Source organism: Nannocystis bainbridge (assembly GCF_028368995.1).
GTDB lineage: Bacteria > Myxococcota_A > Polyangia > Nannocystales > Nannocystaceae > Nannocystis > Nannocystis bainbridge.
On the sequence record NZ_JAQNDL010000004.1, the window covers coordinates 119,620 to 138,765 of the forward strand.

Consider the following 19,146-nt stretch of genomic DNA (forward strand, 5'->3'; position numbering starts at 1 on the left):
CCGCCGCCCCGCCGCTGCCGGGCGGCCAGCGCCTGCGCCCCGGCGGCGCGGCGCGGCCCGGCTGCCGCGTGCTGGTGATCGACAACTACGACTCGTTCACCTTCAACCTGGTGCAGTACCTGCTGCAGCTGGGGGCGGTGGTCGATGTCCACCGCAACGACGCGGTCCAGCTCGAGCAGGTGCTGGCCGACGCGCCGAGCCACATCGTCCTGTCCCCGGGGCCAGGTACGCCGGCCGACAGCGGGGTGTGCCAGGACCTGTGCCGCCGGCTGGCCGAGGCAGACGCGCCGGCGATCCCGGTGCTCGGGGTGTGCCTCGGCCACCAGACGATGTGCGAGGTGCTGGGCGCGCGGGTCGAGCGGGCCGGGCGGATCATGCACGGCAAGCTGTCGCCGATGCTGCACGACGGCACCGGGGTGTTCGCCGGGCTGCCGTCGCCGTTCATGGCCACGCGCTACCACAGCCTGGTCGCGGTCGAGAGCACGCTGCCGGCCTGCCTGATCCCGAACGCGCGCACCGACGCCGGCGAGCTGATGGGCGTGCGCCACGCGACGCGGCCGATGCACGGGGTCCAGTTCCACCCGGAGTCGGTGCTCAGCGAGCACGGTCACGCGATGCTGCGCACCTTCCTCGAGATACATGTCCCATCGAACATGGCGGTAAAGACATGACCGAAGGGGCAGGGGCAGGGGCGCTGCGGCGCGGGCTGGGCCGCCTGACCCGCGGCGAGGCGCTGGACGAGGCCGAGGCGCTGGCGATCTTCCGCGAGATCGTGGCCGGCGCGGCCGACCCGGCGCAGATCGGCGGGCTGCTGGTCGGACTGGCGATCCGCGGCGAGACGGCGGCGGTGATCGCGGGCGCGGTGCGGGCGATGCGAGAGGCGGTGGTGCCGGTGCCGCTGCGCGAGGCCGGGGCGATCGACACCTGCGGGACCGGCGGCAGCGGGGTGGCCCGGCGCAACGTGTCGACGGCGGTGGCGATCGCGGCGGCGGCGTGCGGGGTCCGGGTGGCCAAGCACGGCAACCGCGGGATCTCGAGCCCGTGCGGCTCGGCGGACGTGCTGGCGGCGCTCGGCGTCGACATCACGGCCCCGCCCGAGCGCGTCGGCCGGTGCGTCGACGAGGTCGGCGTCGGCTTCATGTTCGCGCCGAACCTGCACCCGGCGATGCGCCACGCGGCCGGCCCGCGCAAGGCGCTCGGGCTGCGCACGCTGTTCAACCTGGTCGGGCCGATGTGCAACCCGGCGGGGGTGCGCCGGCAGGTGATCGGCGTGTTCGACCCGGGCAAGGTCGAGGCGATGGCGGCGGCCCTGGGCGCCCTCGGCAGCGAGCGGGTGTTCGTGGTCCACGGCCGGTTCGGGGGCGCGGACCGGCCCGGGATCGACGACCTCAGCCCCGAGGGCCCGAGCACGATCGCCGAGTGGCACCGCGGCGCGCTGCGCACGTACACGCTGCGCCCGGCCGACGCCGGACTGCCGGAGGTGCCGATCGCGGCGATCGCCGGCGACGACGCGGCCGGCAACGCGAGCGCGCTGCGGGCCCTGCTGGCCGGCGAGCCGGGGGCCTACCACACAAGTGTGCAGTACAGCGGCGCGCTGGCCCTGCTGGCGGCCGGGGACGACGATATCTCGACGCTGCCGGCCAAGGCGGGGGCGATCGGCGCGGCGCTCGAAGACGGGCGGGCCGCGGCGGTGCTCGACCGACTCGTCGCCGCCAGCCGCGCTGCGCTACCCTGAGGCAGGTCATGAGCGACAAAGGCAGCACGTACCTCGACAAGATCCTGGCCGCCAAGCGGGCCGAGCTCGCCGCCCCCCGGGCGACCCGCTCGGGGGCGCTGACCGACCGCGAGCTGCTCGAGCTCGGGGCCCGGCTGCCGCGCCCGCGCGACTTCATCGGCGCGCTGCGCGAGGGCCCGCGACCGGGCATCATCGCCGAGTTCAAGCGCGCGTCGCCGAGCGCGGGGGCGCTGCGCGAGGGCGCCGACGCGCGCCAGATCGCGATGCTCTACGCGGCGGGCGGCGCGGCGTGCATGAGCGTGCTGACCGACAAGCACTTCCAGGGCTCGCTCGACGATCTCCGGTCGGTGCGCCAGAGCGTGTCGCTGCCGCTGCTGTGCAAGGACTTCATCCTCGAGAAGACGCAGATCGTCGAGGCCAAGCGGGTCGGGGCCGACTGCGTGCTGCTGATCGTGGCCGCCCTGCCGGTGCCGCAGCTGCGCCAGCTGATCGAGTTCGCCCACACGCTCGAGCTGCAGGTGCTGTGCGAGACCCGCGACGAGGCGGAGATCGATCGCGCGATGGCGGCCGGGGCCAAGCTGATCGGGGTCAACTCGCGCGACCTGCAGACGTTCGAGCTCGACCCGGACCGCGCGGCCAAGCTGCGCAAGTACGTGCCCAAGAGCTTCACGTACGTGGCCGAGAGCGGGGTGCGCAGCATCGACGACGCGCTCCGCCTGCGCGACTCGGGCGCCGACGCGCTGCTGATCGGCAGCTACTTCATGACAGCCGAGGAGCCCGGCGAGGCGCTGCGCGAGCTGGTGATGGCGCTGTGAGGCTGGCGCTGGGGACATGTTCGCAAGGACAGGCCCTGCGGGACAGGTCGGTGCCGGCGTGGCGGTGAAGCTCAAGGTGTGCGGGGTGACCCGCGCCGAGGACCTGGCCGCCTGCGTCGAGCTGGGGGTCGACGCGGTCGGGATCAACCTGTGGAGTGGGTCGCGCCGCGGGCTGACGCTGGCCGAGGCGCAGGCGCTGCTGCAGGCGGTCGATCCGCCGCGCTCGCTCGAGCGGGTCGGGGTGTTCGTCGAGCCGACCGCGGAGGAGGTGCGCCGCGCGGCCGAGACGCTGGCGCTCGACCTCGTGCAGATCGTCGGAGCGCAGGAGGTCGCAGGCTTCGGGCTGCCGTACCTGTGGGTGGTCCGCGGGACGCCAGCGCTGGCAGAGCTGCTGCCGCCGTCACCAGGCCCGGCGCGGGCGCTGCTCGACGCCGCGGTGCCGGGGTACGGGGGCGCGGGCCAGACGACCGACTGGGGCTGGGCCGCGGCGGCGGTGCAGCAACTGGCAGGGCTCGAGGTGTGGCTAGCGGGCGGGATCACGGCCGAGAACGCGGCGCAGGCGATCGCGCAGGTCCGCCCGGCGGGGCTCGATGTGGCCAGCGGGACGGAGCTGCCAGGAGCCCGCCGCGGTGAGAAGGACCGCGTCGCCATCGCGGCGCTGCTGGCAGCCTGTCGCGGCGAGACGGGCTGAGCGCTGGACATTCTTTAAAAAGGGGCATGCCCGAAAGGGAATGTCTGAATGAGCATGTCTGAAAGGGAATGTCTGAAAGGGCATGTCTGAAAGGGCATGCTCGTCTGCACATGTCCGGATGGGCATGAGGTTTGAACTGGGCGAGGGTCGGTCGTGGCGCGAGGCGAGTGGCGAGGTGCGATCGCGCGATGTGAACCACGAGCGAGGCGCCGAGTGCCGAGCGCCGAGGTGCGGTCGCGCGACATGAGCGGCGCGGGCGAGCGAAGGAGCCGCGAGCGAGGGGCGGGCTGCCGTTGTTCGAGGCGCCACGAGTCGATTGCAGGCGCGCTCGGCGGTCTGGGCCGCGCGAGACGGGCGGCGGGGGCTCGGGCTATGATCGGCGGGTGACGAGCTTCTCGCGACCGATCGCGGCGGCGGCTCCGTGGGCGGAGTCGATGTTCTCGTTCGGGGTCACCGGCACCAACGGCAAGACCTCGACGACGTGGATGATCGCGGCGGCGGTGCGCGCGGCCGGGCTGTCGGTGCTGCGGGTGTCGACGCTCGGGGTGGCGTTCGACGACGAGGCGTGGCCGCGCGGCAAGCGGTTCGCCGACTTCGTCGCCACGCTCGAGCGGGCGGCCGCGCGCGGGGCGAGGCACGCGGCGATCGAGACGACCAGCCACGCGCTGGCGCAGGGCTACGCACGCAGCTGGCGGTTCGACCTCGGGGTGTTCACCAACCTGTCGGTCGACCATTTCGGCACGCACGGCAGCTGGGAGCACTATCTGGCGGCCAAGGCCCAGCTGTTCATGCACCTGGGCCCGGGGCACACGGCCGTGCTCAACGCGGCCGACAAGCACGCGCTGTTCATCGACCAGGCGATCCCCGCCGATGTCGAGCGACGGTGGTTCGCGGCGCCGGGCCGCGGGCCGCGGCTGCGCGCGGCGGACCTCGAGGCGGAGGCGATCGAGGTCGGGCCGACGGGGACGCGGGTGACGCTGCGGCCGTCGCCCGTGGCGGCGGCGCTCGGCGGGCAGCTGACGACGCGCATGGTCGGCGAGGTGTTCGCCGAGAACGCGCTGGCGGCAGCGCTCGCGGGGCTGTCGGCGGGGCTGCCGGGCGAAGCGGTGGCGCGCGGGATCGCGGCGTGCCCGGTGGTGCCGGGAAGGTTCGAGGTGCTGGCGCATGGCGAGGGCCGGCCGACGATCGCCGTCGACTACGCGCACTCGCCCGACGCGCTGACGCATACGTGCGCGACGGCGCGGCGGCTGGCAGGGCCGCAGGGGCGCGTGCTGGTGGTGTTCGGCGCCGGCGGCAACGCGACGCCGGAGAAGCGCGCGCCGATGGGCGCTGCCGTGGCCGCGCTGGCCGACGTGGCAGTGGTGACGAGCGACAACCCGCGCGACGAGGCGCCGGAGGCGATCGCGGCGGCGGTGGTGGAAGGCTTGCGCGGGGGCCGAGCGACGTGGACGACGGAGCTCGATCGCGGGCGGGCGATCGCGGCGGCGATCGCCGGGGCGCGGGCGGGCGACGTGGTGGTGATCGCCGGCAAGGGACACGAGGAGGGGCAGACGGCCGGCGGACAGACGCGGCCGTTCTCCGACGTGGCCGAGGTGCGGCGGCTCGTCGGCGACGCGTAGAGCCCAGGGCCGCGGTGGCAGGGTGAGCGGAGGCGGCGGGACGCGAGCGGCACGGATGGGGCAGGTCCCCGGCACTGGTGACGCGGAGGACGCCGGCGGGCGACAGGCGCAGGGCTGCGGAACAGATCGGACCGGCCGCGCGGGACATTTTCGAGAGGACATGTCCGCGAACTAGTCATAAAGGACATGCTCGAGAGGACATGCTTTTACGAGCATGTCCTCTCGAGCATGTCCGAAACTGAAAAGAGGTCAGCAGTCGAGCTCGTCGGAGCCGTCGGGGCAGTCCGGGGCCATGTCGCACTTCCAGGACGCCTGGATCTCGGTGCCGTCGGTGCAGGTGAAGGCCTCGAGGCCGCAGCCGGTGACCTCGTCGGAGCCGTCGGCGCAGTCGGGGACCTCGTCACAGGCCCACGCCTCGGGGATCTCCTTCTTGTTGTCGCCGGTGCAGGTGAAGGCCGCGAGGCCGCAGCCGCTGACCTCGTCGGAGGCGTCGGGGCAGTCGGGGTTCTCGTCGCAGACCCAGGCGGGGTTCTCGAGCAGGGTGCCGTCGCTGCAGACGAAGCCCTCGCCAGTGGTGCCGGCGGTCGCGTCGGTGGAGGAGTCGGTCGCCTCGCTGGTGCTGGTCGGCGCGTCGGTGGTGGTCGGCGCGCTGGTGCCCGAGTCCGTGCCGGTCGAGTCGTCCGTATCGGCGCTGGTGCCGGTGGTCGCTTCGTCGGTGGTGCCGGAGGTGCTCGTGGTCGTGCTGGTCTGCGGGCCGATGTTGGTATCGGTGAATCCGTCACCGAGGTTGATCGTGCACCCGGCTGTCGCGAGGCCCTGGCTCATGAGGGCGGCGACGGACAAAAATTTGGCGAGGTCGATGTTCATCGTGGCGGGGAATGTGCCACGGGCCGGCGCGCAGGGGCGCGCGCGGCCCACGAGCACACGCCCGCACGCGCGCGCGATTCAGGCCGGTACGAGGCGGACGGTGACCTCTGCGCTCGGATCGAACGGCGAGCCCTTGACGTCGGCGATGCACTTGACGACGAGCCGCACGCCCGGGTCGCGCGTGGCAGCGTTGGGGTCGGGGAAGCCGTTGCTCGCGAGGATCTTGGCGAGGTCGACGTCGCTCACCAGCCACGGCTGGGTGATGACCTGGCCAGGCTTGAGGTCGCACGGCATCTTGAGGCAGCCGTCCGAGTAGCTGACCTTCGGATCGGGATCCTTCTCGGCGACGGCGAGGAAGGGCGACTCGACGTCGTCCTTCTTGATGTACAGCCACACCTCGTATTTGGTCGCCAGCAGGGTGCAGTCCTGCTGGGCGGTGATCACCATCGTGCCCTTGAGCACCGAGTCGGTGACCGGGAAGGTGGCGGTCGCCGCGGGTTGACGCTCGATGACGGTGATGGCGACGCTCGCCATGTTCTTGCCGCCGAGGAACTGCTTGGCCTTGTCGAAGAATCCCATGGCGCCGAGAGGTACCACGCGGGACGATTCCGCGCCGCGGCCAGGCAGCGCGCTTCGCCGCGGTCACGCGCCGCTCAGCCGAGGGCCACGCGGATCGGCGGGGCGTAGGCGGGCGATCGGTCGCGGACGTCAGCGCCGTGCAGGAAGCCCTGGTAGCGGTCGCCGAACATCGTGTAAGGGGCGAGCACCGCCGGTGCGCTGGCCTCGTCGAGCCGCTGCAGGAGCGCGGCGGGGATCTGGAGATCGAGGGCGCCGAGGTTGTCGTCGAGCTGCTCGGGCCGGGTGGCGCCGACGATCACCGAGGTGACGCCGGGTCGCGTGAGCAGCCACTGCAGCGCGACCTGGGCCATGCTGCGCCCGAGCTCGGCGGCGACGCCCTCGAGCGCCGAGACGATCCGCCACTCGCGTTCGCCGACGCCCTCGACGGTCGGGCCGACGCCGGAGGTGAGCCGGCCGGTAGCGGTTTGGCCGGTGGAGGGGCGGTACTTGCCCGAGAGCAGGCCGCTGGCGAGCGGACTCCAGGCGGTGATGCCCATGCCGAGGTTGGTAGCGAGGCCGGAGAACTCGGCCTCGATGCCGCGCTCGATCAGCGAGTACTGCAGCTGCAGGTTGACGAAGGGCGTCAGGGCGTGCGCCTCGGCGAAGGTCTGCGCCCGCGCGGCGTACCAGGCGGGCACGTCGGAGAGGCCGGCGTAGCGGATCTTGCCGGCGCGCACGAGGTCGTCGAAGGTGCGCACGACCTCCTCGGCGGGGGTGATCCGGTCCCAGGTGTGCAGCAAGTAGAGGTCGAGGTAGTCGGTGCCGAGCCGCCGCAGCGAGGCCTCGACGGCGCGGATCATGTTCTTGCGCCCGTTGCCGCCGGCGTTGGGATCGCGCTCGGCGAGGTTGTAGCTGTACTTGCTGGTGAGCACGAGGCGGTCGCGGCCGGACTCGGCGATGAACTCGCCGAGCAGCGACTCGCTGGTGCCGCGGGTGTAGAGGTCGGCGGTGTCGATGAAGTTGCCGCCGGCGCCGACGTAGCGGTCGAACACGGCGCGCGCGGCCTGCTTGTTGGAGCCCCATGCGCCGTGCGTGCCGTCGGTGCCGAAGGTCAAGGTGCCGAGCGCGAAGGGGCTGACGCGCAGGCCGGAGCGGCCGAGCAGATAGTATCGATCGAGAGACATGACGAAGGACTCCTGACGACGACGGCCATGAAGGTCGTCGCGGGCTTGCATGCGGATGGAAGGACGACCGCGCAGGTGCGGGCGTCGCAGGTTGCTGACGAGGCGAGGATGACGACGGCCGCGTAGGGGCGGACGTCGCGGGTTGATTTGAGTCGTGGATGACGACGGCCGCGTAAGTGCGGAAGTCGTAGCGGGGACGGCCGCGAAGTCGCGGACGCCTGGTGCTGTCAGAAGGGTGGACGACGACGGCCGCGCAGGTGCGGCTGTCGCGGGATGCTATGGGCCGCGCACGACCGCGAAGTTGCGGCGCGTCGGCGGGGAAGTCGTGGCCGGGGGCCGCGGACTGCGGGCGTCGAGGACGAGTTCAGGACTACGCAGTCAAGAACTGGCGGAGGGCGGTGTGGGCCGGAGGGCGGCGATGGCGAAGCCGGCGACGGCGCGCAGAGACTCCGGCGCGGCCCCGGTGCGGGCGCTGATCCGCAGGCCCTGCAGGGTGGTCAGGAGGAAGCGGCCGGCGTTGCGCTCGTCGACGTGCGGGCCGACCTCGCCGCGGCGCTTGGCCTCGGCGACCATGCGCTCGAAGGCGGCCTCGCACAGGGCGGTGCCGCTGCGCGCCAGCAGCACGACGTCGGGGTCCCGGCCGGCCATCTCGACGATCGACTGGATGCCCATGCAGCCGCGTGCGCGGCCCTCCGGGGCGTCCGCGGCCACGGCGAGCAGGATGTCCTCGATAGCGGCGAGCGGCGAGCTGACGGCGCGCAGCCGCTCGAGCAGGGCGGCGTTCTGGCGCGCCTGGTAGCGCTCGAGCGCGGCGAGGTAGAGGCCGTGCTTGTCGCCGAAGGCGGCGTACATGCTCTGACGACCGATGCCCATGGCCTGGAGCAGCTGCTCGGTCGAGGTGGCCTCGTAGCCGTGCTCCCAGAACACGCCCATGGCCCGCTCGATGGCTTCGTCTCGATCGAACTCTCGCGGGCGGGGCATGGAGAGGTTGTAGTTATTCTTGACTGACCTGTCAAATATAAATAGACGACGCGGAGAATGCGCGGACGCGTCGCGGTGACGCGGAGGTCGCAGCGTCGACGATGGGGCGCGACGAGGTCGGCTCAGCGAGGGACCGGGCCGGGGCGGAACGAGTCGACGAAGCGGCGGAGCTCGGCCGCGGACTCGCGGGCGCGGGCCAGCGGGACCTCGATGACGACGACGCAGGTGCTGTCGCCGACGGCGACGACCCGCACGAGGGCATGGGCGCGATCGGTGGTGAGGGCGCCTTCGAGGCCCCGGGCGCCGCCGACTTCGATCGCGCGCGGGGCTTCGAGGTGCATGGTGTCGGCGATCTGGCGCACCTCGTCGGCGGGGGTCCGGCCGGCGATCGGTCGGGCGCGGGCGCTGCAGGTGACGAGGCGCGAGGCGTCGCCGGGCAGCTTGAGGGCGAGCATGCGGGTGGTCATGGCGACGCCGTCGGCGGTGACGAGGCCCTGGCGCTGCGCGTTGGGCCGGCGAGGAAACACGGCGGAGAAGCCGGCGTCGGGGAAGGCCCAGCGGACCTGGCCGCCCTCGCCGCCGACCTCGAGCGGCTCGACCGCGCCGGCCGCGACGGCGGCGAGCAGCTGTTCCTGGCGCTCGGCGTGCTCGCGGATGTCCTCGGCGAGGGCCTCGACGCGCGGGGCGGGCTCGCGGTCGGGGGCGAAGGCGGTGCGCACCGCGCCGAGGTCGGCGGGCGCGACGGGGACGGCGGCGAGGCGATCGGCGAGGTCGAGGATCCGGTCGCGCTCCTCGGGCAGGAACCACGGAGCGAGGCGGTCGGCGATCGGGGCGAAGGTGGCGGCGGCGAGCGCAGGGCGGACGACGGCGGGCAGCGAGAGGGCGCTGGCGAGGACGTCGTGGACGCCGCGGGCGAGGTGGTAGCGGGCAGGGATGAAGGCGTCGCGCGAGGCGTCGTCGCCGCTGAGTCGCTCGAGGCGCACGCGGGAGAGGACAAAGAAGGCGGCGGCGACGGCGAGGTACTCGGGGCCGCGATCGCCGGGGCCGAGGGCGCGGCCGGTGTAGAGCTGGAGGATGTCGGCGACGGCGAGGTGGAAGGCGCCGAGCAGGTCGAGGTCGTCGGTGCGGCGGGCGGCGGCCTCGATGTCGGTGAGCGAGACGAGCCGCTGCATCCAGGCGGCGTCAGGCCCGGCGAGCCGCGGGAGCAGGTCGGGTCGCTCACGCTCGAGGCGGACGAAGACGTCGCGGGCCTGCTGGTAGTCGTGGGCCGTCCAGGCGGCCTCGTCGGCGGGCAGGTCGTAGGTGGCTCGCAGCTCGCTCGGAGCGGCGTGGGCGGGCGCGTCGGCGGTCGGAGGGGAGGTCTCGGCGCTGCGGCGACAGGCGGCGAGCAAGGCGAGGAGGAGCACCAGGCCGCGACGCGCGGCGAGCGAGCGATGACGCGGAGCGAGCGAGGGCGAGGCGATCATCTGCGCATGACGATACCTCGGGGCGCACTGCGGCGCACGGCGCGGCGACCGAGGACGGAGCGACGAGGTTACGTGCAGCGGACACAATCAGCGCGACTGACGAGGACGGTCGCGTCGCGCGGCGGGAGAGAGCAAGGAGCGCGACGAGCGAGGTCGGTCGCGGGGCGCGGCGGGAGAAAGCAAAAAGCGCGACCATCGAGGATGGTCGCGCTTCGTCGCGGGGTCAGGCGGAGCGGCTCAGCCGGCGACGGCCTTGGCCTCGCGCTTGCGGCGGTTGTGGTCGAGGTCGCGCTTGCGCAGGCGCAGGCTCTTCGGGGTGACCTCGAGCAGCTCGTCGTCCTCGATGTATGCGAGCGCCTGCTCGAGGCTGCGCTCGAGCGGCGGGGTCAGGAAGATCTTCTCGTCCGCGCCGGCGCTGCGGATGTTGGTGAACTTCTTGGCGATGCACGGATTGACGACGAGGTCGTTCTCGCGGCTGTGCTCGCCGAGGATCTGACCGGCGTAGACCTGGACGTGATCGCCGATGAAGAGCACGCCGCGGTCCTGCAGGCGACCGAGGGAGTAGGCGAAGGTCTCGCCGGACTCCATGACGATGAGGACGCCGCGCGGACGGGTCTTCCGCGGGCCGAGGTAGGGGCCGTAGCCGGCGAAGGTGGCGGCCATGATGCCGGTGCCGCGGGTGTCGGTGAGCATCTCGCTGCGGTAGCCGATGAGGCTCCGCGTCGGGGTGCGCATCTCGAGGCGAGTGCGGCCGGGGCCGGCGCTGTCCATGGCCCGCAGCTCGCCGCCGCGCTGGCTCAGCTTGTCGATGATGGAGCCGCTGTAGTCCTGATCGCACTGGAGGATCAGGTTCTCGTAGGGCTCCTCGAGCTCGTCGTTCTCGTTGCGGCGGAGGATGACCTTGGGCCGCGAGACGCACAGCTCGTAGCCCTCGCGCCGCATGGTCTCGATGAGGACGCCGAGGTGGAGCTCGCCGCGACCGGCGACCTCGAACTCCTCGGCGGTCTCGCCGGGGCTGACGCGCAGGGCGACGTTGGACCGCACCTCGCGCTCGAGCCGCTCGGCGAGCTTGCGCGAGGTGACCCACTTGCCCTCGCGGCCGGCGAACGGGCCGTCGTTGACGCGAAAGCGCATGGTCATGGTCGGCGGGTCGACGTCGAGCCGCGGGAACACGTGCCGCGTGGAGGGATCCTCGGTGGTCAGCGTGTCGCCGACCTGCAAGGACTCCATGCCGGCGACGGCGATCAGGTCGCCCGCCTCGGCGTACTCGCGCTCGAGTCGACGCAGGCCCTGGAAGCCGAGCAAGCGACGGACGCGGAACACCTCGGCGACGACGGGCGGACCGGCGGTCTCGCCGAGCGCGGGCCGGGGCGGGTGACGCAGCTGAGCCAGACGATCGCCGACGGTGAGCCGACCGCTGCGGATCCGGCCGATGGCGACGAAGCCGAGGAACGGATCGTAGTCGAGGGTCGAGACCCACAACGCGGCGCCGCCCTCGTGCACCACCGGCGGCGGGGCGTGCTGGACGATGAAGTCGAGGATCCGCGACATCGGACCCTTCTCTTCGTCCGGGTCGCTCATCGCGTAGCGCTCGCGCGCGCTGCAGAAGATGACCGGGAAGTCGAGCTGGTCCTCGCTGGCGCCGATGCCCGCGAGCAGGTCGAAGGTGGCGTCGACGGTCTTGTGCGGCTCGGCGCCGGGACGGTCGATCTTGTTGACGACGAGGAGGATCTTGAGCCCGAGCCCGACGGCCTTCTCGGTGACGAACCGCGTCTGCGGCATCGGCCCCTCGAAGGCGTCGACGACCACGAGCACGGCGTCGACCATGTTGAGCACGCGCTCGACCTCGCCGCCGAAGTCGGCGTGTCCGGGCGTGTCGACGAGGTTGATCCGCACGTCCCCGTAGGTGACGCTGGTCGGCTTGCTGGTGATGGTGATGCCGCGCTCTTTCTCGAGATCGCCGCTGTCCATCGCGCGCTCGAGCTGACCTTCTCCGCGGTCGAGCGCGCCTGCTGAAGTGAGTAGGGCGTCGACAAGCGTGGTCTTGCCGTGGTCGACGTGGGCGATGATCGCGAGGTTACGAATCTGCTGCGGGGCGGCCATAGACGCCGTTTTGGGCGGCGGCGGGAAGTAAACCCGGCGGCGACGCGCTGGCAAGTCGCGCCGATGTGAGCGGCGCGGGCTTATTCGCGAGCGACAGGCCGGTCACAGGAGTGAATCGGCGGCGAACACGGGGCGGTTCGGCGGCCGTGCGGCCAGGTAGGCGGCCCTCCGGCGGCGATCGGCGTCGACCTTGGCCCGGATGGCCGCCCACAGGTGAGGCTCGGTCCAGGACGAGGCGAGGCAGTCGCGGGGATCGCGCGGCGGGACGGGGGCGGGAAGATCCGGCCCGGTCGGCTCCGGCGGGGCGCGCGGCGGGTCGGAATCCGGCCTCGGAGCCACGTCCGGCAGCCCCGGGTCGTCCGGAGACGGGAATTCACGGACCGGTGTGGGGGTGATCCGCAGTCGGCGACGGCGTTGCATGGGTTCGGATCTGCACTGAACACCCAATCAGTGTCCAGCGATCACCGAGCTTGCCCTGAACTCTTGATCAGAGGCGGATAAACCAAATCGCGCGGCGCAGAACTGCGCGGAAGGCCAGATAGAGGGCTGTAGCGGCCCGCGGGCCGTTCTGTCGGCCGGGCGAAGACGCACGCGGCGCGGCGCGGAGGGCGACGGGCGGCAGCGCGCGAGGCTGGCCTTTCGGACAGGGAGATCGCGTCACCGGCGAGGGCGACGCCGGGCCAAAGAGGTGCTCGGTGGGGCGACTCCGAAGCGGCGTCAGGCGAGACGAAATTCGCGTCTGTGAAGCCCGTAGCGGCGAGGGCGCCGGGCCCGGTGAGCATCGCGGCGATGGTGATGAAGAAGGTAGGGAAGGTGATGGGCAGGTCGGGGACGGCGGTGGCGATGGCGGCGGCCTGGCTGGTGCTGGGCTGCGGCGACGACGGGCGGGCCGACAGCGGGACCGCGGGGAGGCCAGCTCCACCGTGCCGGCGACCGCCACGGGGGAGTCGACGGGGCCGACGAGCGCGGCGACGACGAACCCGACGACCTCGGCGGGCTCGGAGAGCCTCTCGGCGAGCGAGGCGACGAGCACGACGGAGACGACGACGCCGACGACCACGGAGGCGATCGGCTGCCAGGCGTGCACGCAGCCGCATCAGCAGTGCGTCGACGGCGAGTGTGTGAGCGGCTGTCAGGGCCAGGCGGAGACGGCGGCGACGGCTGCACGCTGGCGGGGCCGAGCACGAGCTGCGGCGAGGCCGAGTGCGGGCCGGGCAGCGCGGTCAGCCCGAGCGGGGCGCTGTGGTTCACGCCGGTGAAGTACCTGAACCCCGGCGCGCTGCAGTCGTGGCCGCTGCCGAGCTCGTTGTGAGCGGCGGGCCTTCGGGACATGTCGTGGAGGACATGTCCTGAGGGCGAGGTGCTCGAGGACATGTCGCAGCGGACATGTCCTGAGGGACAGTCGCGGTCAGGGCCGGGGGACGATGGCGTTGGACCGGAGGCCGCGGCCGACCAGGTACTGCTCGGTGCTGGTGGTCCGCGAGTTCTTGGCGTGGTACGGGCGGGCTTCCTGGAAGCTGGAGCGGAAGCGCTTGAGCAGCTCGCCGAAGCCGCCGCCCTGGAACACCTTGACGACGCAGTGGCCGCCGGGGCGCAGGACCATGCAGGCGATGTCGAGGGCGCGCTCGGCCAGGCCCTCGCTGCGGACGACGTCGGTGTGCCGGTCGCCGGTGGTGTGCGGGGCCATGTCGCTGAGGACGACGTCGAACGGGGCGAGCGCCGGGTCCGGGGTCCACTCGAACACGTCGGCGACGCGGTGCTCGACGTGGGCCGGGAAGCTGAGCACGACCGGCTTGAGGTCGATGCCGAGGACGTAGCCGCTGTCGGTCACGCGGTCGCCGGCGTACTGGATCCACGAGCCGGGCCAGCAGCCGAGGTCGAGCACGCGCGCGCCCTGACGCAGGATGCGGAACTTCTGGTCGATCTCCTCGAGCTTGTAGACCGCGCGCGCGGCGTAGTTCTCCTGCTTGGCGCGGAGATAGGCGGCGTCGTTGCGGTGGGTCTTGTCGCTGAGGCGGTGACGGGTCATGTCGTGCGGCTTAAGCAGCCGAGCCGGCGCGTGGCCGGCTCGAGCGTGGTGGCTTTAAGGGCATGTCTCGAAGGACAGGGCCTTCGAGACAACGACCTCAGGCCTTGTTCTTGCCGGCCTTGATGGCGGGCTTGACGGCGGCGCGGATGGTCACGAAGCCGTTGTTGGGGCCGGGGATCGGGCCGCGCACGAGGACGAGGCCGCGCTCGGCGTCGATCTTGACGACCTCGAGGTTCTGCAGGGTGACGCGCTCGTGGCCCATGTGGCCGGTCATGCGCTTGCCGCGGTGGACGCGGCCGGGGGTCTTGCGGCAGCCGATCGAGCCGCCGTGGCGGAAGAACTCGTGCTGGCCGTGGCTGTTCTTCTCGCCCTCCATGTTGTGGCGCTTGATGACGCCCTGGTAGCCCTTGCCCTTGGAGGTGCCGGTCACGTCGACGCGGGTGCCTTCCTTGAACACGTCGGCGCCGAGCTGGCTGCCGACGGGGTGGGCGGCGAGCGCGTCGACGGGGACGCGGAACTCCTTGTGGACGTAGAAGGTGCCGACCTTGGCGGCCTCAGCGGCGCCCTTCTCGGGCTTGCTGGCGCGGTTGGCCTTCTTCTCGGCGAACCCGACCTGCAGCGCGTTGTAGGTGTCGCGCTCGGTGGTGCGGTGGGCGGTGACGGTGTTGCCGGTGACCTGCAGGACAGTGACGGGGACGCGGTCGCCCTCGTCCTTGAACACCTGCGTCATTCCAAGCTTTTTGGCGATGAGACCGATCTGGAAATTCATCTGGCTCTCCAGGCCCGAACGGGCCGTGCTGTGGCTTTCTCCGGCGCGGCTTCCTTCACGTTGGAATCAGCGAAGAGCGAGGCGCCGCAGGGACGGGGAAGGTGCCCGCGATCGCGCCGGGCGTCAACCTGCGGGGGCGCCGGGGTCAGGCAGGCGGCGGATTTGCCTCACGCGCCGGCAGGCGCGGGCAGGCGGAAGAAGGCGCGGGCGTTGGCGCCGGCCTGCACGGCCAGGACGGCGGGATCGTCGCCGCGCACGCCGGCAAGGTGGGCGCAGGTGAAGGCGACGTTGGCCGGCTCGTTCTTGCGGCCGCGCACGGGCACGGGGGCGAGGTAGGGGGCGTCGGTCTCGAGCAGGATGCGATCGGCGGGGCACAGCCGGGCCGCCTCGCGCAGGCCGTCGGCCTGGGGGAAGGTGGCGATGCCGGAGAAGGACAGGAGGTAGCCGCGCGCGAGCCACTGCTCGGCCTCGGCGGGGGTGCCGGTGAAGCAGTGGACGACGCCGCGGCGAGGCAGCGGCGGGGCGTCGTCGAGGACGGCGAGGGCGTCGGCGTGGGCGTCGCGGATGTGGAGGACGAGCGGCTTGCCGAGCTCGCGGGCGATCTCGCGTTGAGCGGCCAGGGAGCGCTTTTGCGCCTCGGGCGGGCTGCGGTTGTAGTGGTAGTCGAGGCCGGTCTCGCCGACGGCGACGACCTTGGCGTCCGCCGCGAGGACGGCGATCTCGGCCAGAGCGGCGTCGTCGGCCTCGCTGGCGTCGTGCGGGTGGATGCCGACAGCGGCGAACAGGTGGGCGTAGGGGGCGACCAGGGCGACGGCCCGCGGGGCGCTGACCCGCGAGCAGCCGATGTGGATCATCTGCTCGACGCCGGCGTCGGCGGCCCGCTGGAGGGTGGCGCCGAGGTCGTCGCTCATCGGCGCGTAATCGAGGTGGCAGTGGGTGTCGACGAGGCCGGGGAAGCGAGGCGGGCGCGGCGAGGGCATAGGTCAGGGCTTCATGGCGAAGATGAGGAAGTACTGGTGCGGGAGGAAGTCCTCCTCGCGCTCGAGGGTGAAGCCGGCCTGGGCCAGCTCGGCGACGATGGCCTCGCGCGAGAGCCTGTACTTCGGGTCAGGTGCGAACTTCGGCGGCGGCTCGGCGTCGGGCCGGAAGTCGACGATCGCCAGGCGACCGCCGGGCTTGAGCGCGTCGTGGACGTGCTTGAAGTAGCGCACGCGGTCGCGCAGATAGGCGTAGGTGTTGGCGACGAACACCAGGTCGACGGCCTTCTCGGGCAGCGCGGGGTCGTCGTAAAAGGCGAGGTGCGGCTGGATGTTGGGGGTGCCCCAGCCCTCGCGCTGCGACTCGATGTGGGCCCGGAACTCGTCGTCGATGTCGACGGCGTAGACGGTGCCGGTCGGGACCTGCTGGGCCAGGCGGCGCGAGAAGTAGCCCGAGCCGGCGCCGATGTCGGCGATCACGGCGCCCTTGTCGGGGATCGGGAGGCTGCGCACGATCCGGTCGGGCATCTCCCACGACTCGCGGCCCTCGCTCTCCATGGTGGCGATCGCCGCCTTGGGGTCGTCGTAGTCCATGTCGGCGACGACCTCGCGCTTGCGACACCCGACGGCAGCGACCACGAGCACGGCGGCGAGGAGGGGGCGGTACATGTCCGTCAGCTTACGCGCGAGCGCGGCTCCGCGGGAAGTGGCGGCGGCCAGTTCGACGCCGGCCCGAGTCGGCTACACTCCGCGGCCGATGGCTGAGCCCGGAACAGCGAGCGCGGCGCGCGTCCGCCAGGAAGCGAAGGGTCGCGAGCTGCTGGCCGATTCGGGCGTGCTGTGGAGCGCGCTGCCGGTGGAGTGGCCGCGCGAGGCAGAGGGCGGGTCGGCCGCGGCGCTGCCCGGGTGGGGCTGGCGGGTGCGTCGCTCGCTGGCGGCGCTGCTGGTGCGGCCGCGACGAAGCTTTCAACACGTCCATGAGCCGGTCGACCACGGAGCGGCGCTGCGGCTGCTGCTGACGGTGCGCTTGCCGTTGTGGGCGGCGCTGCTGGTCGCGCTGGGTGTTGCAGGCCCGACAGGCGCGGCGCTGGAGGGGATCCCGCTGTTCGACGCGCACCTGACCGAGGCGCTGTCGCTGTGGTTGTTGCTGATGGTGCCGGTCGGGGTGCCGCTGCTTTACGCGAGCCTGGGGGTCGCCACGCACGTGGCGCTGGCGCTGACCGGCGGGGCGCCGCGCTCGGTGGCGGCGACGATGCGGGCGGTCGGCTACGCGGTGGCGCCGGCGCTGCTCGGGGTGGCGCTGCTCGACCTGCCGCTGTTCCTCGGGGTGCTGCCGCTGGCGGCGTACCTCGGAGGGCTCGGGGCGCTGACGCTGCTGACGTTCGTGGTCGCCGGCAACGCGCTGACCGGGACCCACCAGATCCCGGCGATCCGCGGGTTCGTGGTGGCGCTGGTGCCGGCGGTGATGTTCGCGGCGACGCAGGTGCTGCGCGGGGTGCTGGCGCTCGGCGAGCTGCCGGGCTATGCGCCGCCGCCGGGGCTGCCGTACCTGGTGCCGTGAGGCTGTCCCTCGTGGCATGTCCGTGGGGGCATGTCCAAAGGGGCATGGGTTAAACGACATGTCGCCAGGGACAGGGCCCCGGCGACATGTCGTGGAGAGCAGCCTGGCGGCCGCGCGGTCAGCCGGCCTTGGGCGCGGCGGCGGCGTCGGCGGGCACGCCGAGGACCTCCTGGATCGCGGTGTTGAGGCCGGCGAGGTCGGCCGGGGCGACGCCGGAGTACTTCACGGCGTTGCGGCCGTCGGCGAACATGACGGTGCGGCTCTTGGTGATGTTGTACCAGCCGTCGAAGGCGTCGTTCTTGCCGCCCTCGTCGGCGGGCACGACCAGCGGGATGGTGACGCCGAGCTCGGCGCGCAGGGCCTTGACCTTGGCCTCGAGGGCGGCGCGGTCGGCCGTCGGGGTGGTGGCCTTGCCGTCCTTGATGTCGGTGATGACGGCGAACGCCTTGAGCTTGTCCTCGCCGTACTTCTGGACCAGGGCGTCGAGGTTCTTGAGGTCGTTCTTGAAGGCCTCGTCGTCGATGGTGCCGACGGCCATGATCTTGGGGCTGCCGCCGAACTTGCAGACCTGGCAGTACTTCTCGCCGCTGTCGCAGTTGACGATCTCGAACGGCTTGAACTTGCCGCCGACCCCGAGGCCGCTGTCGGCGAGCACGGGCGCCTCGGCGGGCTTGGCCGGGGCGGCCTCGACGGCTTTGTCGGCGGGCGCGGGCGCGGCCGGCTTGGCGACCTCGGCGGGGGCAGGCTTGGTGGCCGCCTCTCCGCCGCAAGCTGCGGCGAGGATCACGGCGAGGGCGAGGCTCGAGCGAGTGGTGAGCATGGCGGCCATTCTGGCCGCCCGCGCCATGCAGCGCCAGCCGCTCGCCGGCAATTCGCGGCCTGGCGCCGGGCACGCGCGGGGGCCCGGGGCCTCGAGTCGCATCGCGCGGTTCGTGGCGGGCGGGCCTCGATTCGCATCGCGCGGTTCGTGGCGGGCGGGCCTCGATGTGGGGACCCGGCGGCTCACGCGGGCGATCGCGGGGCTGCCCCCTTCACGGACACAGCGGTCTCGACGGGTCGGCGCCCGACGATCTCGACGCGACGGTGGACGCGCGGCAGATATTGTGGGGCATGCGTCGCTCTTGGTTCGTCGGGGTCTTCGTGGCGATCGGTTGCACGGGAGGGTCGGGGTCGTCGGGCGGGAGCGAGGCCACCGGCGCGGACACGACGAGCACCAGTGAGGCGACGACGGGCAGCGGGACGAGCGCCGAGCCGACGACCGAAGCGCCGACGAGCGCGACCGGCGAGACCACGTCCGTGTCGTCGACGACGGAGGCGCCCGCAGAGTACTGCCATGGCTTCGACCGCGACGCGCCGGCGCCGTTCTTCGAGCTGACGGTGAAGGGCGGGGCGCCGCTGGCCGACGGGGTGACGTGGCCGCTCGAGTGCGGCGGGCAGGGGCTGTGGATGTTCGGGCTGTACCCGTCGCTCGGCGGCTTCGAGCCCGGCGGGGACTACACGCTGGTGAAGGTGGTGGTCGACGTCGCGGGCCTCAACATCGGGCCGAGCGGGTACTTCTATCTCCGCGAGGACGAGGCGTATTACATCGGCTGCGAGGAGCTGGACGGCGGGGTGCCCGGGGTGGTGCCGGCGTTCCCGCCCGACGAGCTGGCCGAGCTGTCGGCGGTCGACGGGCTGCCGGCGCAGGTCCACGTCGAGGTCGAGACGCCCGACGGCCCGCTGGCCGTCGACGCGACGGTGATGCTGGCGGCGCCGCCGGACGTGGTGGCGCTCGGGTGCGGGCTGTGATGC

Annotated in this window: 20 protein-coding genes; 8 read left to right on the forward strand and 12 right to left on the reverse strand. The window is 72.5% G+C overall.

What is annotated here, in order from left to right:
- Positions 1-32 precede the first annotated feature (32 nt).
- The 5 genes from POL25_RS37850 (at position 33) to murE (ending at position 4,860) form a co-directional block, all read left to right on the forward strand.
- On the forward strand, positions 33-671 hold the full coding sequence (locus POL25_RS37850; RefSeq protein ID WP_276594762.1) for an anthranilate synthase component II: 639 nt from the start codon (positions 33-35) through the stop codon (positions 669-671).
- Positions 668-1,735 carry an anthranilate phosphoribosyltransferase gene (gene trpD, locus POL25_RS37855; protein WP_272091256.1) on the forward strand — a complete coding sequence of 356 codons (1,068 nt, stop codon included), beginning with the start codon at positions 668-670 and terminating at the stop codon, positions 1,733-1,735. Before POL25_RS37850 ends, trpD begins: the two co-directional genes overlap by 4 nt.
- A gap of 8 nt (positions 1,736-1,743) precedes the next feature.
- Entirely contained in the window at positions 1,744-2,550 is an 807-nt protein-coding gene (trpC, locus tag POL25_RS37860) for an indole-3-glycerol phosphate synthase TrpC (protein WP_272091257.1), read from the forward strand.
- A 16-nt stretch (positions 2,551-2,566) separates the two neighbouring features.
- Positions 2,567-3,241, forward strand: a complete 675-nt coding sequence (locus POL25_RS37865; protein ID WP_272091258.1) for a phosphoribosylanthranilate isomerase — start codon at positions 2,567-2,569, stop codon at positions 3,239-3,241.
- A 383-nt stretch (positions 3,242-3,624) separates the two neighbouring features.
- Entirely contained in the window at positions 3,625-4,860 is a 1,236-nt protein-coding gene (murE, locus tag POL25_RS37870) for a UDP-N-acetylmuramyl-tripeptide synthetase (RefSeq protein ID WP_272091259.1), read from the forward strand.
- Positions 4,861-5,109: 249 nt separating this feature from the next.
- Here the strand turns inward: murE and POL25_RS37875 are convergent, their stop codons facing one another.
- The 7 genes from POL25_RS37875 to POL25_RS37905 all read right to left on the reverse strand — a co-directional run bounded on the left by POL25_RS37875 (position 5,110) and on the right by POL25_RS37905 (position 12,439).
- Positions 5,110-5,727 (reverse strand): hypothetical protein, encoded by a 618-nt coding sequence (locus POL25_RS37875; RefSeq protein ID WP_272091260.1) that lies wholly within the window; start codon positions 5,725-5,727, stop codon positions 5,110-5,112.
- 78 nt (positions 5,728-5,805) lie between these two features.
- Entirely contained in the window at positions 5,806-6,306 is a 501-nt protein-coding gene (locus POL25_RS37880) for a hypothetical protein (RefSeq protein WP_272091261.1), read from the reverse strand.
- A 74-nt stretch (positions 6,307-6,380) separates the two neighbouring features.
- Positions 6,381-7,469, reverse strand: a complete 1,089-nt coding sequence (locus POL25_RS37885) for an aldo/keto reductase (protein WP_272091262.1) — start codon at positions 7,467-7,469, stop codon at positions 6,381-6,383.
- A gap of 378 nt (positions 7,470-7,847) precedes the next feature.
- Positions 7,848-8,450: a TetR/AcrR family transcriptional regulator gene (locus POL25_RS37890; RefSeq protein WP_272091263.1), complete on the reverse strand. Its 603-nt coding sequence runs from the start codon at positions 8,448-8,450 to the stop codon at positions 7,848-7,850.
- A gap of 122 nt (positions 8,451-8,572) precedes the next feature.
- A complete protein-coding gene (locus POL25_RS37895) occupies positions 8,573-9,916 on the reverse strand; it encodes a hypothetical protein (protein ID WP_272091264.1) in 1,344 nt (447 codons plus the stop codon).
- Positions 9,917-10,153: 237 nt separating this feature from the next.
- The gene (gene typA / locus POL25_RS37900; RefSeq protein WP_272091265.1) at positions 10,154-12,019 is read right to left on the reverse strand and encodes a translational GTPase TypA; all 1,866 of its coding nucleotides are present in this window, start codon (positions 12,017-12,019) and stop codon (positions 10,154-10,156) included.
- A 102-nt stretch (positions 12,020-12,121) separates the two neighbouring features.
- A complete protein-coding gene (locus POL25_RS37905; protein WP_272091266.1) occupies positions 12,122-12,439 on the reverse strand; it encodes a hypothetical protein in 318 nt (105 codons plus the stop codon).
- A 682-nt stretch (positions 12,440-13,121) separates the two neighbouring features.
- Between POL25_RS37905 and POL25_RS37910 the strand changes: the two genes are divergently transcribed.
- Positions 13,122-13,331: a hypothetical protein gene (locus POL25_RS37910; RefSeq protein ID WP_272091267.1), complete on the forward strand. Its 210-nt coding sequence runs from the start codon at positions 13,122-13,124 to the stop codon at positions 13,329-13,331.
- Between the two features lie 96 nt (positions 13,332-13,427).
- Here POL25_RS37910 and POL25_RS37915 read toward each other — a convergent pair whose 3' ends face one another.
- The 4 genes from POL25_RS37915 to POL25_RS37930 all read right to left on the reverse strand — a co-directional run bounded on the left by POL25_RS37915 (position 13,428) and on the right by POL25_RS37930 (position 16,463).
- On the reverse strand, positions 13,428-14,048 hold the full coding sequence (locus tag POL25_RS37915; RefSeq protein WP_272091268.1) for an SAM-dependent methyltransferase: 621 nt from the start codon (positions 14,046-14,048) through the stop codon (positions 13,428-13,430).
- 97 nt (positions 14,049-14,145) lie between these two features.
- Positions 14,146-14,817, reverse strand: a complete 672-nt coding sequence (gene rplC / locus POL25_RS37920) for a 50S ribosomal protein L3 (RefSeq protein ID WP_272091269.1) — start codon at positions 14,815-14,817, stop codon at positions 14,146-14,148.
- 167 nt (positions 14,818-14,984) lie between these two features.
- Entirely contained in the window at positions 14,985-15,797 is an 813-nt protein-coding gene (locus tag POL25_RS37925; protein ID WP_272091270.1) for a TatD family hydrolase, read from the reverse strand.
- A 3-nt stretch (positions 15,798-15,800) separates the two neighbouring features.
- Positions 15,801-16,463: a class I SAM-dependent methyltransferase gene (locus tag POL25_RS37930; RefSeq protein ID WP_272091271.1), complete on the reverse strand. Its 663-nt coding sequence runs from the start codon at positions 16,461-16,463 to the stop codon at positions 15,801-15,803.
- 88 nt (positions 16,464-16,551) lie between these two features.
- On the opposite strand from POL25_RS37930, the gene POL25_RS37935 reads away from it, so the two are divergent.
- The gene (locus tag POL25_RS37935; RefSeq protein WP_272091272.1) at positions 16,552-17,355 is read left to right on the forward strand and encodes a YIP1 family protein; all 804 of its coding nucleotides are present in this window, start codon (positions 16,552-16,554) and stop codon (positions 17,353-17,355) included.
- A 118-nt stretch (positions 17,356-17,473) separates the two neighbouring features.
- On the opposite strand, the gene POL25_RS37940 is transcribed toward POL25_RS37935, so the two are convergent.
- Positions 17,474-18,175 (reverse strand): hypothetical protein, encoded by a 702-nt coding sequence (locus POL25_RS37940; protein WP_272091273.1) that lies wholly within the window; start codon positions 18,173-18,175, stop codon positions 17,474-17,476.
- A gap of 290 nt (positions 18,176-18,465) precedes the next feature.
- Here POL25_RS37940 and POL25_RS37945 point away from each other — a divergent pair, with 290 nt between their 5' ends.
- Complete coding sequence (locus POL25_RS37945; protein ID WP_272091274.1) at positions 18,466-19,143, forward strand: hypothetical protein; 678 nt, start codon at positions 18,466-18,468, stop codon at positions 19,141-19,143.
- The last annotated feature ends 3 nt before the right edge of the window (positions 19,144-19,146 follow it).

Bases quoted from the DNA above. Each gene is read 5' to 3' on its own strand.
- typA (WP_272091265.1), bottom strand. From the start codon at position 12,019: ATGGCCGCCCCGCAGCAGATTCGTAACCTCGCGATCATCGCCCACGTC.
- POL25_RS37930 (WP_272091271.1), bottom strand. From the start codon at position 16,463: ATGTACCGCCCCCTCCTCGCCGCCGTGCTCGTGGTCGCTGCCGTCGGG.
- POL25_RS37880 (WP_272091261.1), bottom strand. From the start codon at position 6,306: ATGGGATTCTTCGACAAGGCCAAGCAGTTCCTCGGCGGCAAGAACATG.
- rplC (WP_272091269.1), bottom strand. From the start codon at position 14,817: ATGAATTTCCAGATCGGTCTCATCGCCAAAAAGCTTGGAATGACGCAG.
- POL25_RS37925 (WP_272091270.1), bottom strand. From the start codon at position 15,797: ATGCCCTCGCCGCGCCCGCCTCGCTTCCCCGGCCTCGTCGACACCCAC.
- POL25_RS37890 (WP_272091263.1), bottom strand. From the start codon at position 8,450: ATGCCCCGCCCGCGAGAGTTCGATCGAGACGAAGCCATCGAGCGGGCC.
- POL25_RS37885 (WP_272091262.1), bottom strand. From the start codon at position 7,469: ATGTCTCTCGATCGATACTATCTGCTCGGCCGCTCCGGCCTGCGCGTC.
- POL25_RS37875 (WP_272091260.1), bottom strand. From the start codon at position 5,727: ATGAACATCGACCTCGCCAAATTTTTGTCCGTCGCCGCCCTCATGAGC.
- POL25_RS37895 (WP_272091264.1), bottom strand. From the start codon at position 9,916: ATGATCGCCTCGCCCTCGCTCGCTCCGCGTCATCGCTCGCTCGCCGCG.
- POL25_RS37945 (WP_272091274.1), top strand. From the start codon at position 18,466: ATGCGTCGCTCTTGGTTCGTCGGGGTCTTCGTGGCGATCGGTTGCACG.
- trpD (WP_272091256.1), top strand. From the start codon at position 668: ATGACCGAAGGGGCAGGGGCAGGGGCGCTGCGGCGCGGGCTGGGCCGC.
- POL25_RS37905 (WP_272091266.1), bottom strand. From the start codon at position 12,439: ATGCAACGCCGTCGCCGACTGCGGATCACCCCCACACCGGTCCGTGAA.
- trpC (WP_272091257.1), top strand. From the start codon at position 1,744: ATGAGCGACAAAGGCAGCACGTACCTCGACAAGATCCTGGCCGCCAAG.
- POL25_RS37935 (WP_272091272.1), top strand. From the start codon at position 16,552: ATGGCTGAGCCCGGAACAGCGAGCGCGGCGCGCGTCCGCCAGGAAGCG.
- POL25_RS37915 (WP_272091268.1), bottom strand. From the start codon at position 14,048: ATGACCCGTCACCGCCTCAGCGACAAGACCCACCGCAACGACGCCGCC.
- POL25_RS37940 (WP_272091273.1), bottom strand. From the start codon at position 18,175: ATGCTCACCACTCGCTCGAGCCTCGCCCTCGCCGTGATCCTCGCCGCA.
- POL25_RS37865 (WP_272091258.1), top strand. From the start codon at position 2,567: ATGTTCGCAAGGACAGGCCCTGCGGGACAGGTCGGTGCCGGCGTGGCG.